Source organism: Mucilaginibacter sp. BGA-UO-ETr-C110 (genome assembly GCF_059567985.1).
The window spans coordinates 161,472-177,565 of the sequence record NZ_JCAQPB010000001.1; the positions used below are offsets into that span (position 1 = coordinate 161,472).

Annotated in this window: 15 protein-coding genes; 2 read left to right on the forward strand and 13 right to left on the reverse strand. The window is 41.7% G+C overall.

What is annotated here, in order from left to right:
* The first annotated feature begins 33 nt into the window (after positions 1–33).
* Complete coding sequence (locus AC57BQ_RS00775; RefSeq protein ID WP_496404467.1) at positions 34–1,482, forward strand: MAC/perforin domain-containing protein; 1,449 nt, start codon at positions 34–36, stop codon at positions 1,480–1,482.
* Between the two features lie 176 nt (positions 1,483–1,658).
* On the opposite strand, the gene rpsJ is transcribed toward AC57BQ_RS00775, so the two are convergent.
* The 6 genes from rpsJ to AC57BQ_RS00805 form a co-directional block, all read right to left on the reverse strand.
* Entirely contained in the window at positions 1,659–1,964 is a 306-nt protein-coding gene (gene rpsJ, locus AC57BQ_RS00780) for a 30S ribosomal protein S10 (RefSeq protein WP_022830652.1), read from the reverse strand.
* A 161-nt stretch (positions 1,965–2,125) separates the two neighbouring features.
* Positions 2,126–4,237, reverse strand: a complete 2,112-nt coding sequence (gene fusA, locus AC57BQ_RS00785; RefSeq protein WP_496404468.1) for an elongation factor G — start codon at positions 4,235–4,237, stop codon at positions 2,126–2,128.
* A 148-nt stretch (positions 4,238–4,385) separates the two neighbouring features.
* The gene (gene rpsG, locus AC57BQ_RS00790) at positions 4,386–4,853 is read right to left on the reverse strand and encodes a 30S ribosomal protein S7 (protein ID WP_076377343.1); all 468 of its coding nucleotides are present in this window, start codon (positions 4,851–4,853) and stop codon (positions 4,386–4,388) included.
* A gap of 19 nt (positions 4,854–4,872) precedes the next feature.
* The gene (gene rpsL / locus AC57BQ_RS00795; protein WP_002993550.1) at positions 4,873–5,286 is read right to left on the reverse strand and encodes a 30S ribosomal protein S12; all 414 of its coding nucleotides are present in this window, start codon (positions 5,284–5,286) and stop codon (positions 4,873–4,875) included.
* Between the two features lie 155 nt (positions 5,287–5,441).
* The gene (locus AC57BQ_RS00800) at positions 5,442–6,443 is read right to left on the reverse strand and encodes a hypothetical protein (RefSeq protein WP_496404469.1); all 1,002 of its coding nucleotides are present in this window, start codon (positions 6,441–6,443) and stop codon (positions 5,442–5,444) included.
* A 125-nt stretch (positions 6,444–6,568) separates the two neighbouring features.
* Entirely contained in the window at positions 6,569–7,846 is a 1,278-nt protein-coding gene (locus AC57BQ_RS00805; RefSeq protein WP_496404470.1) for a hypothetical protein, read from the reverse strand.
* An 86-nt stretch (positions 7,847–7,932) separates the two neighbouring features.
* Between AC57BQ_RS00805 and AC57BQ_RS00810 the strand changes: the two genes are divergently transcribed.
* Positions 7,933–9,138, forward strand: a complete 1,206-nt coding sequence (locus AC57BQ_RS00810) for a LamG domain-containing protein (RefSeq protein ID WP_496404471.1) — start codon at positions 7,933–7,935, stop codon at positions 9,136–9,138.
* A gap of 74 nt (positions 9,139–9,212) precedes the next feature.
* Here the strand turns inward: AC57BQ_RS00810 and AC57BQ_RS00815 are convergent, their stop codons facing one another.
* The 7 genes from AC57BQ_RS00815 to AC57BQ_RS00845 all read right to left on the reverse strand — a co-directional run bounded on the left by AC57BQ_RS00815 (position 9,213) and on the right by AC57BQ_RS00845 (position 15,809).
* Positions 9,213–9,401 carry a hypothetical protein gene (locus tag AC57BQ_RS00815; RefSeq protein ID WP_496404472.1) on the reverse strand — a complete coding sequence of 63 codons (189 nt, stop codon included), beginning with the start codon at positions 9,399–9,401 and terminating at the stop codon, positions 9,213–9,215.
* Between the two features lie 221 nt (positions 9,402–9,622).
* The gene (locus tag AC57BQ_RS00820; RefSeq protein WP_176851899.1) at positions 9,623–9,763 is read right to left on the reverse strand and encodes a hypothetical protein; all 141 of its coding nucleotides are present in this window, start codon (positions 9,761–9,763) and stop codon (positions 9,623–9,625) included.
* Positions 9,764–9,855: 92 nt separating this feature from the next.
* Positions 9,856–10,812, reverse strand: a complete 957-nt coding sequence (locus AC57BQ_RS00825; RefSeq protein WP_496404473.1) for an acyltransferase family protein — start codon at positions 10,810–10,812, stop codon at positions 9,856–9,858.
* A gap of 139 nt (positions 10,813–10,951) precedes the next feature.
* Positions 10,952–11,158, reverse strand: a complete 207-nt coding sequence (locus AC57BQ_RS00830) for a cysteine-rich CWC family protein (RefSeq protein WP_496404474.1) — start codon at positions 11,156–11,158, stop codon at positions 10,952–10,954.
* Positions 11,159–11,327: 169 nt separating this feature from the next.
* Positions 11,328–13,700 (reverse strand): ribonucleoside-diphosphate reductase subunit alpha, encoded by a 2,373-nt coding sequence (locus tag AC57BQ_RS00835; protein WP_496404475.1) that lies wholly within the window; start codon positions 13,698–13,700, stop codon positions 11,328–11,330.
* A gap of 207 nt (positions 13,701–13,907) precedes the next feature.
* Complete coding sequence (locus AC57BQ_RS00840) at positions 13,908–14,879, reverse strand: ribonucleoside-diphosphate reductase small subunit (RefSeq protein WP_090462904.1); 972 nt, start codon at positions 14,877–14,879, stop codon at positions 13,908–13,910.
* Between the two features lie 558 nt (positions 14,880–15,437).
* Positions 15,438–15,809, reverse strand: coding sequence for a methionine-R-sulfoxide reductase (locus AC57BQ_RS00845; protein ID WP_496404476.1), 372 nt, complete (start codon positions 15,807–15,809; stop codon positions 15,438–15,440).
* Positions 15,810–16,094: the final 285 nt, after the last annotated feature.

The following is a 16,094-nucleotide window of genomic DNA, read 5'->3' on the forward strand; positions in this document are numbered from 1 at the left end:
GTATAAAAGCCAGCCTTTGTCAAATAAATTATAATGAAAAATCTAAACCTTAAATTTTTAGTTACAGGAACCGTTATTGTATTAACGTCCATTGTTTCGAGTTGTAAAAAAGATATTGTCCGTGCACCCGGAACAGACAATACACCTTCTGCACGTTCAAAATTAACCGACGGATTTGCCGGAGATAACAAGTATGACCTGCTGGGCTTTGGTTACGATGTAACCGGCGAATACGCCAGCTCAAATTCTGCAACTTACCAGGTGATTGATATAGAGAAAATGGCGCAGAACGAACCCGGCCGGTATGTTCCGGATGTAAATGTTACTCAATATGCAGAATATGCCGCCGGCGGAAACGCTTCGGATTATTTGCATAGCTTAACGTCAAATACAAGTGCAACATTATCAGTGCTAAAACCTGTGTGGGGCGCAACACTTACCGTAGATTTTCATGAAACAAGTAAGATTTCATCAAAATATTCATACGCAAGTGCCTCTGTGATTATAAAACAAAAAAGGTTAAAATTCAATGCACCGCTTGACCTCATCAAGAGCACCTACTTAACGGCACTGTTCAAATCGGATGTTAGCGCCATGTCTGCTCAACAATTGGTAACCAAATACGGCACGCATGTTTTAACGGATATCGTTTTAGGCGCCAAGTTAAATGTGTTTTATCGCTCACAAAGCTCGAGCTCAAACAAGGGTCAATCTGTAAAAGCTGGTTTAGATGTTCACGGTTTATTTGGAACCTTTGGAATAAAATCAAGTGTTACTTATGCCGATTCGTCTGTAAATTCTAACTACGATCAAACAATGTATTACAGTACTGTAGGCGGCGACGGAACTAAAGGTGTATTTGGCCAACTAAGCCTGGATAATACAGCTCCTAAAATAGACATAGCCCCGTGGCAAAGCAGCTGTACCCGCGATAATGCGGCTTTTATACAAATAAGTAACGTAGACGGGAGCCTTATCCAGCTTTCAGATCTGATTGACGATGCAGCGAAAAAACAAGCTGTAAAAACTTATATTGATCAATACCTGGCAGGTAAACAAACTATTATATCAACAGACCCTATTTATCAATTTTATAGCGGTCCTGGGAGTGATCATTTTACATCGGGCGATCCCAATGCAACAAATGGGTTTGCCAACTGGCGGAGTGACGGTGTCGATTTCAAGGCTTATCTAGGTCAGGCTCCCGGCACTGTACCTGTTTATTTATTTTATAATGGTCCAGATGGCGATCATTTTACTACAACAGACAGGAATGCTACAAATGGCTATGCTAACTGGCAATATTATGGCATAGCATTTTATGCTTATAAAACTCAGGTTGCAGGCACTATACCTGTTTATCTATATTATAGTAGAAGTGATCATTTTACCACCGCTAATCCTAATATAGCCAGTCAGTTCCCCGGCTGGGCAAAATACGGCGTAGATTTTTATGCATATCCTACAAGTTATCCTTACTAGCATAACCCATACTAAAATAAAGAGCCATGCAGAAACCTGCATGGCTCTTTATTTTAGTATGGATATTTTCTGCATTAACAGGAGTAAGCTTTACTATCTTAAACAAAAAAACACCATCCGGTTATGGATGGTGTTTTTTTATGTTGTCCCACACCTTTCAGTGGGCCGGTCGTCTATCAAACTTTGATCTCAACTTCAACACCGCTAGGCAATTCAAGCTTCATCAAAGCATCTACAGTTTTTGAATTAGAGCTGTAAATGTCTAATAAGCGCTTGTATGAGCATAATTGAAATTGCTCACGTGCTTTTTTGTTTACGTGTGGTGAACGTAATACGGTGAAAATTTTCTTTTCGGTTGGTAACGGAAGTGGTCCGCTAACTACAGCGCCTGTTGGCTTTACTGTTTTTACGATCTTCTCGGCAGATTTGTCTACCAGGTTGTAATCGTAAGATTTTAATTTGATCCTGATTCTTTGGCTCATTTTGTTTTTGTTTTTTTGATGATTTCACCGATTTCGCAATGATTTCACCGATTTGATTTTAGCCACCCTAAGAGCTATTTATTAGAGTGACTGTTTATTGTATTAAGATTACACCGATCATCTGCGAAATCACAAAAAGATCGGTGTAATCAAAGATTTAATTACGCGTTAGCAGCAGCTTTTTTGCCTTTTACTTTAGCAACTACTTCTTCCTGTACGTTACGTGGCGCTTCAGCATAGTGATCAAACTCCATGGTTGAAGTAGCACGACCTGAAGTAATGGTACGTAACTGAGTTACATAACCGAACATTTCAGAAAGTGGTACAGTAGCTTTAATTACCTGTGCACCTGCACGTGAATCCATACCTAAAAGCTGGCCACGACGACGGTTCATATCACCGATAACGTCACCCATGTTTTCTTCAGGGGTAAGGATCTCGATTTTCATGATCGGCTCAAGCAATACTGGTTTACATTTTGGCAATGCCTCACGGTAAGCCATTTTTGCAGCTAACTCGAAAGATAGCGCATCTGAATCGACCGCGTGGAACGAACCATCAATTAACCTTACTTTTAAGCTGGTTAATGGGAAGCCGGCCAATACACCGTTATCCATCGAAGCTTTAAAGCCTTTTTCAACAGATGGGATAAACTCACGAGGGATTGAACCACCGCTAATTTCGTTCACAAACTGTAAACCTTCCTGACCTTCGTCATTTGGTGATAATATAACTTGTATATCAGCAAATTTACCACGACCACCGGTTTGTTTCTTATATGTTTCGCGGTGTTGTATAGTACCTGTGATAGACTCTTTATAGGCTACTTGTGGCGCACCCTGGTTAACCTCTACTTTAAACTCACGTTTTAAGCGGTCCATGATGATATCCAGGTGAAGCTCGCCCATGCCTGAAATTACAGTTTGACCAGTTTCTTCGTCTGATTTTACGTGGAAAGTAGGATCTTCTTCAGATAATTTACCTAAAGCTATACCTAATTTATCTACGTCGGCCTGTGTTTTAGGCTCAATAGCTAAACCGATAACCGGCTCAGGGAAATTCATCGACTCCAGAATGATCGGGTGTTTCTCATCACAAAGGGTATCACCTGTTTTAATATCCTTAAAGCCTACTACCGCGGCAATATCACCAGCACCTACGTTAGGGATTGGGTTTTGCTTGTTAGCATGCATCTGGAATATACGGGAGATACGCTCTTTGTTGTCAGAACGCATATTGTGTACATATGAACCAGCCTCTAAATTACCTGAGTATACGCGGATAAAGCACAAACGACCTACGAAAGGATCGGTTGCAATTTTAAACGCTAATGCTGCGAACGGCTCTTTTTCTGATGGTTTACGCAAAATTTCTACACCTGTATCAGGATGATGACCTATAATACCTTCAACATCCATTGGCGATGGCAATAATTCCATCACGTAATCAAGCATGGTTTGTACACCCTTGTTTTTGAATGATGAACCGCAAACCATAGGAACAATTTTGGCATCTAAAACCGCTTTACGTAAAGCGTCAAGCACTTCGCGTTCAGTGATGGTTTCAGGAGCATCAAAAAATTTCTCCATCAGGCTTTCGTCATACTCAGCTACTGATTCCAATAATTTCTCTCTCCACTCAGTTGCTTCCTCAATCATATCCTCAGGGATAGGCACTTCAGTAAAGGTCATACCTTTATCATGCTCATTCCAAACAATACCTCTCCAGTTAATTAAATCAACAACGCCTGTAAATTTCTCTTCAGCACCAATAGGTAATTGAAGCGGTACAGCGTTGCTGCCTAACATGCTTTTTACTTGTTTTACAACATTTAAAAAGTCGGCGCCAGAACGGTCCATTTTATTAACGAAACCTATACGGGCAACATTATAGTTGTTGGCCAATCTCCAGTTAGTTTCAGATTGTGGCTCAACACCATCAACCGCACTAAAAAGGAATACTAAACCATCTAATACACGCAGGGAGCGGTTTACCTCAACGGTAAAATCCACGTGACCCGGAGTATCAATAATGTTGATATGATATTTGTGTCCTCTGTAATTCCAATCTACAGTTGTAGCTGCAGATGTGATAGTAATACCGCGTTCCTGCTCTTGCGCCATCCAGTCCATGGTTGCAGCACCTTCGTGCACTTCACCAATTTTGTGGCTTACGCCCGAGTAATAAAGGATACGCTCGGTAGTAGTAGTTTTACCGGCATCAATGTGAGCGGCAATACCTATATTTCTTGTATATCTTAGATCTCTTGACATTTTATTTACTTTGTGATTTCACTGATTTATTTAATAATTACACCGATTTGTTTTGATTTTACTTATATAAAGTGCAATCATACAAAACCGGTGTAATCTCAATATATAATCGATGTAATCCTTTCTATATCGGTGTAATCTTTTATAATTAGAATCTAAAGTGTGAGAACGCTTTGTTAGCCTCAGCCATTTTATGCGTATCTTCTTTTTTCTTCACTGCTGCACCTTCACCTTTAGCTGCTGAGATGATCTCACCGGCTAATTTCTCCATCATGGTTTTTTCACCACGACGACGGGCATAGCTGATCAACCATTTCATACCCAAAGCTATTTTACGCTCCGGACGAACCTCTGTAGGAACCTGGAAGTTAGCACCACCTACACGGCGGCTTTTTACTTCAACAGCAGGCATTACATTGTTTAAAGCCTTTTTCCAGGTCTCTAAACCGCTTTCGCTGGTTTTTTTCTCAACAATATCAACTGCGTTGTAGAATATAGAGTATGCGGTAGATTTTTTACCATCATACATCATGTTATTTACAAACCTTGTTACCAGGGTATCATTGAACCTTGGATCAGGAAGGATAATTCTCTTTTTTGGTTTTGACTTTCTCATTGCTATCTATCCTCCTTAATTATTTCTTTTTACCTTTTGCAGGGGCTGCAGCAGCTTGTCCTGGTTTAGGGCGTTTAGTACCATATTTAGAACGACGTTGGTTACGACCGGCTACACCTGATGTATCTAATGCACCACGGATGATGTGGTAACGTACACCTGGTAAATCCTTAACACGACCACCGCGAATCAACACGATTGAGTGCTCCTGTAAGTTGTGACCTTCACCTGGAATGTAAGCATTTACTTCTTTTCCGTTGGTTAAGCGCACACGGGCAACTTTACGCATTGCTGAGTTTGGTTTCTTAGGGGTAGTGGTATACACACGGGTGCATACGCCTCTTCGCTGTGGACAGCTGTCCAACGCTGGTGACTTACTCTTGTCAACCAGAGCTACTCTACCTTTTCTAACTAATTGCTGAATAGTAGGCATTTTTCCTTTTTTGTATTTACAGTTTTATCCTTATTTTAAGGACTGCAAAGGTAGCTACTATTTTTTTCATTTTCAAGGGGTTGAGTGAAAAAGTTTTTGTAATAGATTGGCGACTCCATTTACTGAAGGGTTTTAAGGCAGGGTAATAGGCTAAATTATTTATTACCAGTGTGCTGCGGTAAGTGAATAGGGATCATTAAAATATTGCCCTGGCTGTTAAAAAGACTGTTGTTTTCTTCGATCAGCGCATCATAATTAAGGGCCGGTTTTTTGAGGTCGCGCTTATAAAATCCTTGTATACGATTGGAGCTATAATACAGTGTTTTTCCATCAGCCGAAACATATGGTGAGGAATTGCCATCGCCATTATTAACCGCCGGGCCTAACTTTTGAGCCTGACCCCAATTCTTGTTTTGTTTAAAACTGATGTAGATATCGTTACCGCTTAAAAAAACGAGATAGCTTTCATCCGGGGCAATAAATGGATCCTGTATCTCATTCACGCCGGGAATAATAAGCTGCTGAGGTTTATCATAATGATCGCCCAACCATGTGGCATAAAAACTTTGCATACCGGTAAGCTCTTTACGGCGCGAGCAATAAAAAAGTGTACCCTTTGCGCTTACCGATGGGGCGTAATTGCTGATGCCGGTTAAATTAATAGTTGAATCGATGGGTTGAGGCGTACCCCAATCATCACCACGCAGATGACTAGCATACCAGATATGTTCGGCTTGCTGTGATTTGTCCTGGGGCTTACCTTTTGGCGGGCGATTAGAGATAAAAAAGATCTTTTTTCCATCGGGTGTTACAAACGGATCGGTATCCCTGAATTTGCCCGAAAATGAGGCAACCTGCGGTTTCATCCATTTCCCGTTCTCTTGTTTTGAAAAAACGATGGTCCAGTAAATACTACCCTGGCTGGAGTAAACCGTCTGCCCATCGGGTGTAAAAGATGTTGACCATTCAGCGTAAGGCGTGGATATCACCCCGGGCGCAAAAACCTGGGGCATGATGCCCGTATCTATGATGCTGATTTGCCCATAACTGGACGAGTATATAACGCATAAAGCAATCGGGAGCAGATAGCGGGTAATATGGGTTAGAGGGAAAGTGCTGGCAATAGAGCCGCCTTTAACAGATAAGGTTCTTTTCATAAAAAATAGCTTGTTATCATAAAGCTTGCTATTAGTTTTTTATAAAAGAATCTTTTTCAATGTATGGGCAGTTGTTTTTAATAGCGGTGGTTTATTATTCAATAACATGCGATATCAACCAGAAATCACTTCCCAAATTGATCGTCCAGTACTAATTTATCCTGATTGCCCAATTTCACATCCTTTATTTCGCCGGAGCCTTCAAAGGCGATACAGATACCCGCGATTTGGGTGATGGTTTGGGTGATGGGTTTTGTAAATATGAGGTTGTTGTTTAAATACACACGTAGTTTCATGTCCTTTACCTCGCATTTGAGCTTTTGAAAATTGCTAAAATCGCAGCCAAAAGCGCTCAGGTCATGGTCTTTACCTGATACCCAGTCGGATGAGGTAAATATGCTCAGGTCCGAGATGCAGCCTTTATCGGCCAGGGGGATGATGATGGCGTCGCGTTTACCTAAAATATACAGGATGGTTTTTCGGCAGGATGATTCATCAGATCGTGAAGTATTACGCAGTGTGGTTTCAAAAGTAAAATTGCCGCCCTCCAGGCCGTCAAATTCCCGTACGTTATAAAAGCTGAGCCATTGACCATTAAATACCGGTGATGATAGTTTTAAGGCCAATCTTTTATTATCGAGGCCCATACCGCCGGGCAAGTGAATATCCTTATCGGCCAGGTAAACCGGATTGTTATTCCGTCTGATAATGCCCATCCAGCCCTTAGTTTTAATGTATACTGCGTTCTCTTTTTTTACCTGTCCGTTAGCTATCAGCTTTGCTGTAAAATAGCCAGGGTAGTAATATATAGAGGTATGCTGCCGGCCGCTGGTGGCCAGTCTTTCTATCCGCGATGGATCCCAGGTTTGCTGCAGAGTCACGCTATCTACATTTAATGCCGATGCATCATAATCAAACACAACAGAATTGGGCAGACCGTCGGTCACTTTTCTGCTCGAGAATTTAATCGCGCCATTTAAAGTTGCTCTGGTTTCTTTTTTAGGGTTGGCATTCCACGCTGCCAACACACCCAATACCACAATTACTAAAGCCGCAGCAAGCGTAGCTATAATATACTTTTTTTGTTTGGCGCCAATTGGGGTAAAGGCCTGGCTATCGCATTTTTGATCGGTTTTTGTAGTCTTTTTATAGGTACGCCAGTCCTCAGATCCGGCAAAGCGGGCCATGGTATTTAAGGTGGCTGTGGTGGGCGAACTGTTGTATTTAACCCTTCCCCAGATACGTTTAAGAGTGGTGATACTTAACAGGGTGCCGGTTTTCTGAAATATAAGCTCACCCAGTTTTTCAAAATCATGATCGCTCCAGGACGAGCTTTCGCCCCAATCCAGTGATTTTTCTACCGTTTTGCACCAGGTATTGATATAGGGAGCCTCTTCCTGCATGGTTTATGACCGTGAACGTGATTGAATGTAGTTGAATATGGCTTTACGCCAATACAATTTCACCTTTAGCTAAAATACTCATAAAGATGAAAAATAGACTTAACCAACACAAAATTAAACCATTAATTACAAGTATGCTATGCCTGTTCCTTTTCAGTACCGCAGGTATGGCCCAGGTAAAAACAGGTAAGGGCAAAGCCATATCCATTCCCTTTGAAGCAAGCCGCTGGGATACTTCTAAGCAGCACGCGGAGTTTATCACCTATAAAAATGTAAAAGCTATGAAAATAGTGCGGGGCAAAAGCGGGAATAACCAGGTAATATTAAAGGATTTTAACTTTACTAATGGCACTATCGAATTTGATACGCAGCCTGTTGATGGCAGCCGACCATCGTTTATGAGCGTGTACTTCAGGCAACAAAGTCCCAGCGAAAGCGAAATTGTTTATTTACGTACCCGGCCCGATGAAAGCCAGCAGCGTAATGATGGCATTCAATATGCCCCTATATTGCATGGCATAAACCTTTGGGATATATATGGTCAGTTCCAGGCATCCGCGCCTATTCATAACGACGACTGGAACCATTTTAAACTGGTGATATCGGGCCTGCAAATGAAAGTATATCTCAATAACATGGAACGACCAGTGCTGCAAATTCCGCGCCTGGAAGGGGAAAGCCATGCCGGTACCATCGCTTTTGACGGGCCGGCCTATTTTGCCAACCTTACCGTAAAACCTAATGAAACGGAAGATTTATCACAAGAAGAGGGTGCGGATCTGACCAATCATGATATCAATTATATCCGTCGTTGGGATGTATCGGCCTCTCAATTCCTGGAAAACGGGAGGGAGCTTATCATTAAAGATCTGCCAACAGATACCACCAAATGGAAACCTATTTTAGCCGAGCGGAGGGGACTGATCAATCTTACCCGCATGTTTGGTGGGGTAGAAAACCGCTATGGCGGCGTGCAGGAAAAAAATCGTTACGTATGGCTTAAAACCACCATACACTCTACCAAAGAGCAGATCGCCAAAATTCAGCTGGGCTTTAGCGACGAAGTATATGTGTTTATAAACCGTGGATTGCTTTATGTAGATAAGAACCAATATCCACAACCCATCCGCAAATATCCCGATGGCCGGTTGGATATTGCCAATTCCGCCTTTGATATCCCGCTTAAAGCCGGCGATAATGAATTGATTATTGGGGTATCCAACTATTTTTATGGCTGGGGTATTGTTGCCCGTATGCAAAATATGGATGGCATTACGGTGTTGCAGCAGTAATTAAAACAAAAAAGAGCTGTGAATCAACACCGCCCTTTTTCATCATTTATCAAAAACTCAACAAAACTTAATTCTTAATAACCACGGTCGTGGGTACTGTCATGATAGTGGTCGCCGCGGTTATAACCATTGTTATAACCGTTGTTATGGTACGGGTCATGATGGTTCCTGCGGTTTCCGTATCCTTCACGTACCATGCAACCCGAGGTTACTGATACTATGGCTGTTAATAATAACATATATGCAAACAAATTCTTTTTCATGGTGATAATCATTAATGTGGCCGTCTAACTAACAGGCATTGTACAGGTTTGACTGGATTAAAATGAAAAGGATTAATATATAAGGGTTTATGTTTGGGTATTGGTATGACGTACCTATAAAAGACTGTCATTTGGTTTCTTCCCAACAAAAAAAGAGCGGAACACTCACGTACCGCTCTTTCATCATTTATCAAAAACTAACTCACTTAAACTCTACTCAATTAATAACCACGGTCGTGGTTATAATAGCCGTTATGATATCTGTGATGATATCCATATCCTCCTTCACGTACCACGCAACCTGAGGTTACTGATACAACTGCTGCTAATAAAAACATATATGCAAAAAATCTCTTTTTCATGATGATCGTATTTAAAGTTTGTCCATCTAATTAAAGATGTATAACTATATGACTGGATAAAAATGAAAAGGATTAATGGAGGATGAAAAGGGCTAACTGACCTTGATTTTTTTGGAGAATTTCAATACCGGTTTTTCGATCAGTATATAAAAGATATATGCAAAAATAATGCTCACCAGTATAGAAGTAACGCATAAAAATACCTGGTTTGATACATAGTGCTTAATAAACCCTAAATAAAGGCGCATCACCACGGTATGCGTTAAATACAAGGAGTAGGATATGTTGCCTAAGAGCAAAAAGAAAGCGGGTATCTTTTTATTGAGTAAAAGGATGGTTAACCCTGTAGCCGCCGGAATGAACCCCGTTAATATCGATACCTTAAAAGCGATGACTATACAAAATGCGACCAGGCAGATCACCGCTGTTTTCAAGCTTATCTTTTTAATAAAATATTGAAATACAATATAGCCGGCTGCAAAGTCATACAGATAGGTAAATATCAGCTCGCGTATGTTTACTTTTAATAGCATACACACTAAGCTTATCAGTAGGAATATCAAAACAGATACGAGGGGTTTACACCGCATCAGCAGCGGGAAAAACAATCCTAGTAAAATGTAATACTGAAACTCGATACACAGCGTCCAGAAGATACCGCTGTACCAGTCGTAACCTTTAAATAAAGGGATCAGGTAAAAAATATGTAAAACCAAACGGCTGATGTCAAAGTGCCAGGGCACCCATCCCGATAAAAATAATAGCGCTATGGTTGCCCAATAAGGCGGATCTATCCGGACGCTTCTTTTTAAGAGAAAATTTGGGAATGCCTTTATCGTATAATTTTTTTGACTTAACGAATAAGGCAGCACAAAGCCCGAAATAACAAAAAACATAGCCACCCCCAATTGTCCGCTAAAAAACAACCGTGTCATCAACTGACCATACTGGACCTGGTTTGCTAAATAAAAATGCACAAAACATACACCCAAAGCTGCTATACCCCTTAACAGGACAATGCTTTCAATCTGGTTTTGCTTTTTGAACATAACCAAATATCATATAATTATGTATGGTTATAAAATGGGTAGGTAGCTGAGAGGAACAAAAATTGATGAGGCTCGTTTTGATTCAGTGTATATCTGTCCTGTGGGATCCCGAAATAAATTCGGGATGACGGGTAGTAGCCTACACCAATCCCATACTTTCCCGATACTCCTGCTGAATGACGAGCAGACAGCTGGCGCACAGGCATCCATCATACAGCTCACTTACGTACTGCACCTCGTTGAGGCTAAGCTGCACGGTACTGCACTGGCACTTGCTGAATGAATTGGCTTTACATTCAAAAGGGGCCTCGCAGCGTTCGCAACGGATGATTTCGTGTTTGGTCATTGTTTTTTAGTTCATAGTCGATGGTCCATAGATCATGGTACTTGTGAGCGCAAAATTAGTTAAAGTTGAAATGATTACTGAAACGCCAGTGTCATTAATGAAAAAAGTCCATGAACTATAGCTTTTGCGGCTATGGTCCATGGACTATCGTCAATTGACTAATTAAAACTTATGCAGAGCAGGTTACGCAACCTTCTTCCATAGAGCAGCTTGGGCCCTCTGGTACGTTGTCTGCCAATTGTTCAACCACTTCTGGTATAACAGGTTCCATGTTTGAACCGCCCTGGTTTTCAACAGTGAATTTAACAGCTTGTGATGCAGCTTGTGTACGCAGGTAGTACATACCGGTTTTTAAGCCTTTTTTCCATGCGTAGAAGTGCATTGAAGTTAATTTCGACGCGTTTGGCGAGTTGATGAACAGGTTTAATGATTGCGACTGGCAAACATAAGCACCCCTGTCGGCAGCCATATCAATGATGTTACGCATCTTGATCTCCCAAACAGTTTTGTACAGTTCCTTAACATCGGCAGGTATCTCTGCAATATCCTGGATAGATCCGTTGGCGCTGATGATCTTATCTTTCATAGCCGGGGTCCATAAGCCAAGGTTAACCAGGTCGCGCAGCAGGTATTTGTTTACCACGATGAACTCACCGCTTAATACTCTGCGGGTATAAATGTTTGAAGTATATGGCTCAAAGCACTCGTTGTTACCCAATATTTGTGAGGTTGATGCGGTTGGCATAGGCGCAACTAATAAAGAGTTTCGTACACCATGCTTCATCACATCCTTGCGCAGGGTTTTCCAATCCCAACGGGTGCTGGCAGGTTCTACGTTCCATAGGTCAAACTGGAATTTACCTTTTGACAATGGGGAGCCTTTGAAAGTTTGATACGGACCTTCGGCAATGGCCAGATCTTTTGAAGCTGTCATAGCTGCATAGTAAATGGTTTCGAAGATCTCTTTATTCAGTTGTTTTGCTTCGTCGCTTTCAAACGGCATGCGCAGCTGTATAAAAGTATCGGCCAAACCTTGCACGCCTAAACCAATAGGGCGGTGACGCAGGTTTGAGTATTCTGCTTCGGCAACAGGGTAGTAGTTACCATCAATAATGCGGTTAAGGTTGATGGTTGCCTGGTAAGTTACATCATATAATTTCTGATGATCAAAAGCGCCCTCAATAACGTACCGTGGCAATGCTAATGAAGCCAGGTTACAAACGGCTATCTCATTGGCATCTGTGTATTCCATAATTTCGGTACAAAGGTTTGAGCTTTTGATAGTACCTAAATTTTGTTGGTTCGATTTGGCGTTGGCTGCATCTTTATATAACAGGTATGGTGTACCGGTTTCAACCTGGGCATCCAATACGGCAAACCACAGATCCTGTGCTTTGATCACTTTACGGGCACGGCCTTCTTTTTCGTACCGGGTGTATAATTCAACAAATTCGGCGCCAAAGCAATCAGCCAAACCCGGTGCTTCATGCGGGCAGAATAAACTCCAATCCTCATTGGCTTCTACACGCTCCATGAACAGGTCAGATACCCAAAGGGCATAGAACAAGTCGCGGGCACGCATTTCTTCCTTACCATGGTTTTTACGCAGATCAAGGAATTCAAATATATCAGCATGCCAAGGCTCCAGATAAATAGCGAAGGCACCTTTACGTTTGCCACCGCCCTGGTCAACATAACGGGCGGTATCGTTAAATACACGCAGCATTGGGATGATACCGTTGCTGGTACCGTTGGTGCCGCTGATGTATGAGCCTGTAGCCCTTACATTGTGGATGCTTAAACCGATACCACCGGCGCTTTGCGAAATTTTGGCGGTTTGTTTTAAAGTATCATATATGCCATCAATGCTGTCATCTTTCATGGTTAACAGGAAGCATGACGACATTTGTGGTTTTGGTGTACCTGCATTGAACAGTGTAGGGGTAGCGTGAGTAAACCAGCGCTCGCTCATTAAGTGATAAGTTTTAATGGCGCTTTCAATATCGGCTTTGTGGATACCAACCGAAACGCGCATAAACAGGTGCTGCGGACGCTCGGCTATTTTACCGTTGATCTTTAACAGGTATGATTTTTCCAGGGTTTTAAAACCGAAATAATCAAAACCAAAGTCGCGGTCATAAATAATGGTGCTATCCAGCAGTTCGGCATTTTGCTCAATTACTTCCCAAACGTCATCAGCAATCAGAGACGCGTCTTTGCCGGTTTTTGGATCAATATATTCATGCAGTAAACGCATGGTTTCAGAGAACGACTTGATGGTGTTTTTGTGCAGGTTGGATACCGCAATACGCGATGCCAGCAAAGCATAATCGGGGTGTTTGGTGGTTAACGAAGCCGCCGTTTCTGCAGCCAGGTTATCCAGCTCGGAGGTAGTAACCCCATCAAACAAACCTTCAATTACTTTTTTGGCCACATCAATGGGGTCAACCAAGTTAAACCCATAGCACAGTTTTTCTATACGTGCTGTGATCTTGTCGAATTTTACCGACTCTTTTCTACCGTCTCTTTTTACTACAAGCATGTTTTCGAGTATTTAGAAGCTGGTATCAGGTAGCAAGCCCTATACCAACTTGTGTATATAGTGTGTTAATTATTTTTTTAGTATCAAGTAGTTAGTATCAAGTATCAAGACTCTTTACTAACTGTTAGGGTTTCGTATCGATAGCTAATGGAGGGTATCAAAATTATTTTTATCGTGATACTTGATACTAGCTACTTGATACTATTCCTAAAAATCCTCGTCCAACGAAAATGCCTTGCTTTCGGCATTGTTCATGACGCCGCTTTTCTGATAGTCGCCTACGCGTTTTTCAAAGAAGTTGGTTTTACCTTGCAGGGATATCATTTCCATGAAATCAAACGGATTGGTTGCGCCATAATGTTTTTCGTAACCCAGTTCGCCTAACCATCTGTCGGCCACAAATTCAATATACTGGCTCATCATTTTGGCGTTCATGCCAATCAGGTTAACCGGCAGGGCATCGGTCACAAATTCTTTTTCTATCTCTACCGCGTCGGTAATGATTTTGATAACCTGCTCGGCAGGTAACCTGTTTTGCAACATTTTGTATAACAGGCAGGCAAATTCACAATGCGAACCTTCATCGCGCGATATCAGTTCGTTGCTGAAGGTTAGTCCCGGCATCAGGCCACGTTTTTTAAGCCAGAATATAGAGCAAAAGCTGCCCGAAAAGAAAATACCTTCTACCGCGGCAAAGGCTACCAGGCGTTCAGCAAAATTGCCGTCGTTTATCCAACGCAGCGCCCATTCGGCTTTTTTACCTACACATGGTACGGTATCAATGGCATGAAACAGGCGGTCTTTTTCGGCCGGGTCTTTTATATAGGTATCAATAAGCAGGGCATAGGTTTCGGAGTGGATGTTCTCCATCATGATCTGGAAACCGTAGAAACAACGGGCTTCTGGCAACTGTACCTCGCTCATAAAGTTTACAGCCAGGTTCTCGTTCACGATGCCATCACTCGCGGCGAAGAAGGCCAGGATGTGTGAGATGAAATGACGTTCGCCATCGTTCAGATTTTCCCAGTGTTTCATATCGTCCGAAAGGTCGATCTCCTCGGCCGTCCAAAAACTGGCTTCGGCCTTTTTGTACATTTCCCAAATAGCCGGGTATTTAATCGGCAGAATTACAAACCTGTCCTTGTTTTCTTTGAGTAATATTTCATCTTCCTGTTTCATATGATACCTTTTTTATTGTTCCTTTTTATTACTTCAAGCAATCAGACACGAAAGCCACCCCAGTTTTTCAATTAGGGAGTTTGAATATTTGCGTTGGGCCTGACCAATCACAGGTTTTATTATGTAACGTACTGACAGCTAAGTTCTTGCATTTTGGATGGGGAATACATCCGGCTGTCTTTTGAATACTTTTTGCGAACCTTGTTCAACAAAGTTAATGTTTGAAACCCCAAGTTTTTAATGATAGTTTTACACAAACCCCCGAGTTATTAACACTTTAATGCCCTTATCTGATAAAAGAAAAAATTAATGAACTTGATTACAGTCGGTTAAAAAATGTAGGTGGAATTTGCCCGGAAAATATTTGCGAAAAACGATAATTTAACATTAAGAATTAGTTGACTTAACACCGACAATTATTGCGAATTGTATAACGGCTTTGCTAAGCACCAATTACAACTTTGAAATTGACCGGAAAAACAGGCTGATTTTGCAATTGTGGAAAACGAAATATCCCAACAGGCTGATCACCCGCCGGGATATTCCTAAAAGTTTTAATTATTTTATATCGTCGGCCGATACAAATTTCATCGATACCGAATTAACACAATGACGGGTGTTTTTTGGTGTAAGGTATTCCCCCTCAAACACATGACCCAAATGGGCGCCGCAATTGGCGCATACAATTTCTACACGGCGACCGTCGGCATCCGGTACCCTTTTTACAGCTCCGGGTATCTCATCGTCAAAACTTGGCCAGCCGCAATGTGATTCAAATTTTGATGCTGATGTGTATAGCGGCGTATCGCAGCGTTTGCAAACATACAGGCCCTCGGCCTTATTGTCCAGCAAAGCCCCGGTAAACGGTCTTTCGGTTCCTTTATGCAATATCACCCATTCTTCATCGGGTGTTAACTGATTATATTCCATGTTATTTAATTAGTGAATTATTGAGTTAGCGAATTAGTGATTACGATATTTCACCTTTTTTACTTACTTAAAGATACGGAATTTTGCCGGGATGGATGGCTTCTAAGAGGAGTGTTTACACTGATTTGACATGGGGTTTTAGATGTGTAGATGATCCCATATGTCATTGCGAGGAGGAACGACGAAGCAATCTCCTCCCGTGTCTCTACTTGTGATGAGATTGCCACGCTGCGCTCGCAATGACATGTTGTTTAAAATAAAAATGTCATCTCGAACGAGGTACGA

Coding starts and splice junctions, on each gene's coding strand:
- AC57BQ_RS00775 (WP_496404467.1), top strand. CDS start 34: ATGAAAAATCTAAACCTTAAATTTTTAGTTACAGGAACCGTTATTGTA.
- rpsJ (WP_022830652.1), bottom strand. CDS start 1,964: ATGAGCCAAAGAATCAGGATCAAATTAAAATCTTACGATTACAACCTG.
- fusA (WP_496404468.1), bottom strand. CDS start 4,237: ATGTCAAGAGATCTAAGATATACAAGAAATATAGGTATTGCCGCTCAC.
- rpsG (WP_076377343.1), bottom strand. CDS start 4,853: ATGAGAAAGTCAAAACCAAAAAAGAGAATTATCCTTCCTGATCCAAGG.
- rpsL (WP_002993550.1), bottom strand. CDS start 5,286: ATGCCTACTATTCAGCAATTAGTTAGAAAAGGTAGAGTAGCTCTGGTT.
- AC57BQ_RS00800 (WP_496404469.1), bottom strand. CDS start 6,443: ATGAAAAGAACCTTATCTGTTAAAGGCGGCTCTATTGCCAGCACTTTC.
- AC57BQ_RS00805 (WP_496404470.1), bottom strand. CDS start 7,846: ATGCAGGAAGAGGCTCCCTATATCAATACCTGGTGCAAAACGGTAGAA.
- AC57BQ_RS00810 (WP_496404471.1), top strand. CDS start 7,933: ATGAAAAATAGACTTAACCAACACAAAATTAAACCATTAATTACAAGT.
- AC57BQ_RS00815 (WP_496404472.1), bottom strand. CDS start 9,401: ATGAAAAAGAATTTGTTTGCATATATGTTATTATTAACAGCCATAGTA.
- AC57BQ_RS00820 (WP_176851899.1), bottom strand. CDS start 9,763: ATGAAAAAGAGATTTTTTGCATATATGTTTTTATTAGCAGCAGTTGTA.
- AC57BQ_RS00825 (WP_496404473.1), bottom strand. CDS start 10,812: ATGTTCAAAAAGCAAAACCAGATTGAAAGCATTGTCCTGTTAAGGGGT.
- AC57BQ_RS00830 (WP_496404474.1), bottom strand. CDS start 11,158: ATGACCAAACACGAAATCATCCGTTGCGAACGCTGCGAGGCCCCTTTT.
- AC57BQ_RS00835 (WP_496404475.1), bottom strand. CDS start 13,700: ATGCTTGTAGTAAAAAGAGACGGTAGAAAAGAGTCGGTAAAATTCGAC.
- AC57BQ_RS00840 (WP_090462904.1), bottom strand. CDS start 14,879: ATGAAACAGGAAGATGAAATATTACTCAAAGAAAACAAGGACAGGTTT.
- AC57BQ_RS00845 (WP_496404476.1), bottom strand. CDS start 15,809: ATGGAATATAATCAGTTAACACCCGATGAAGAATGGGTGATATTGCAT.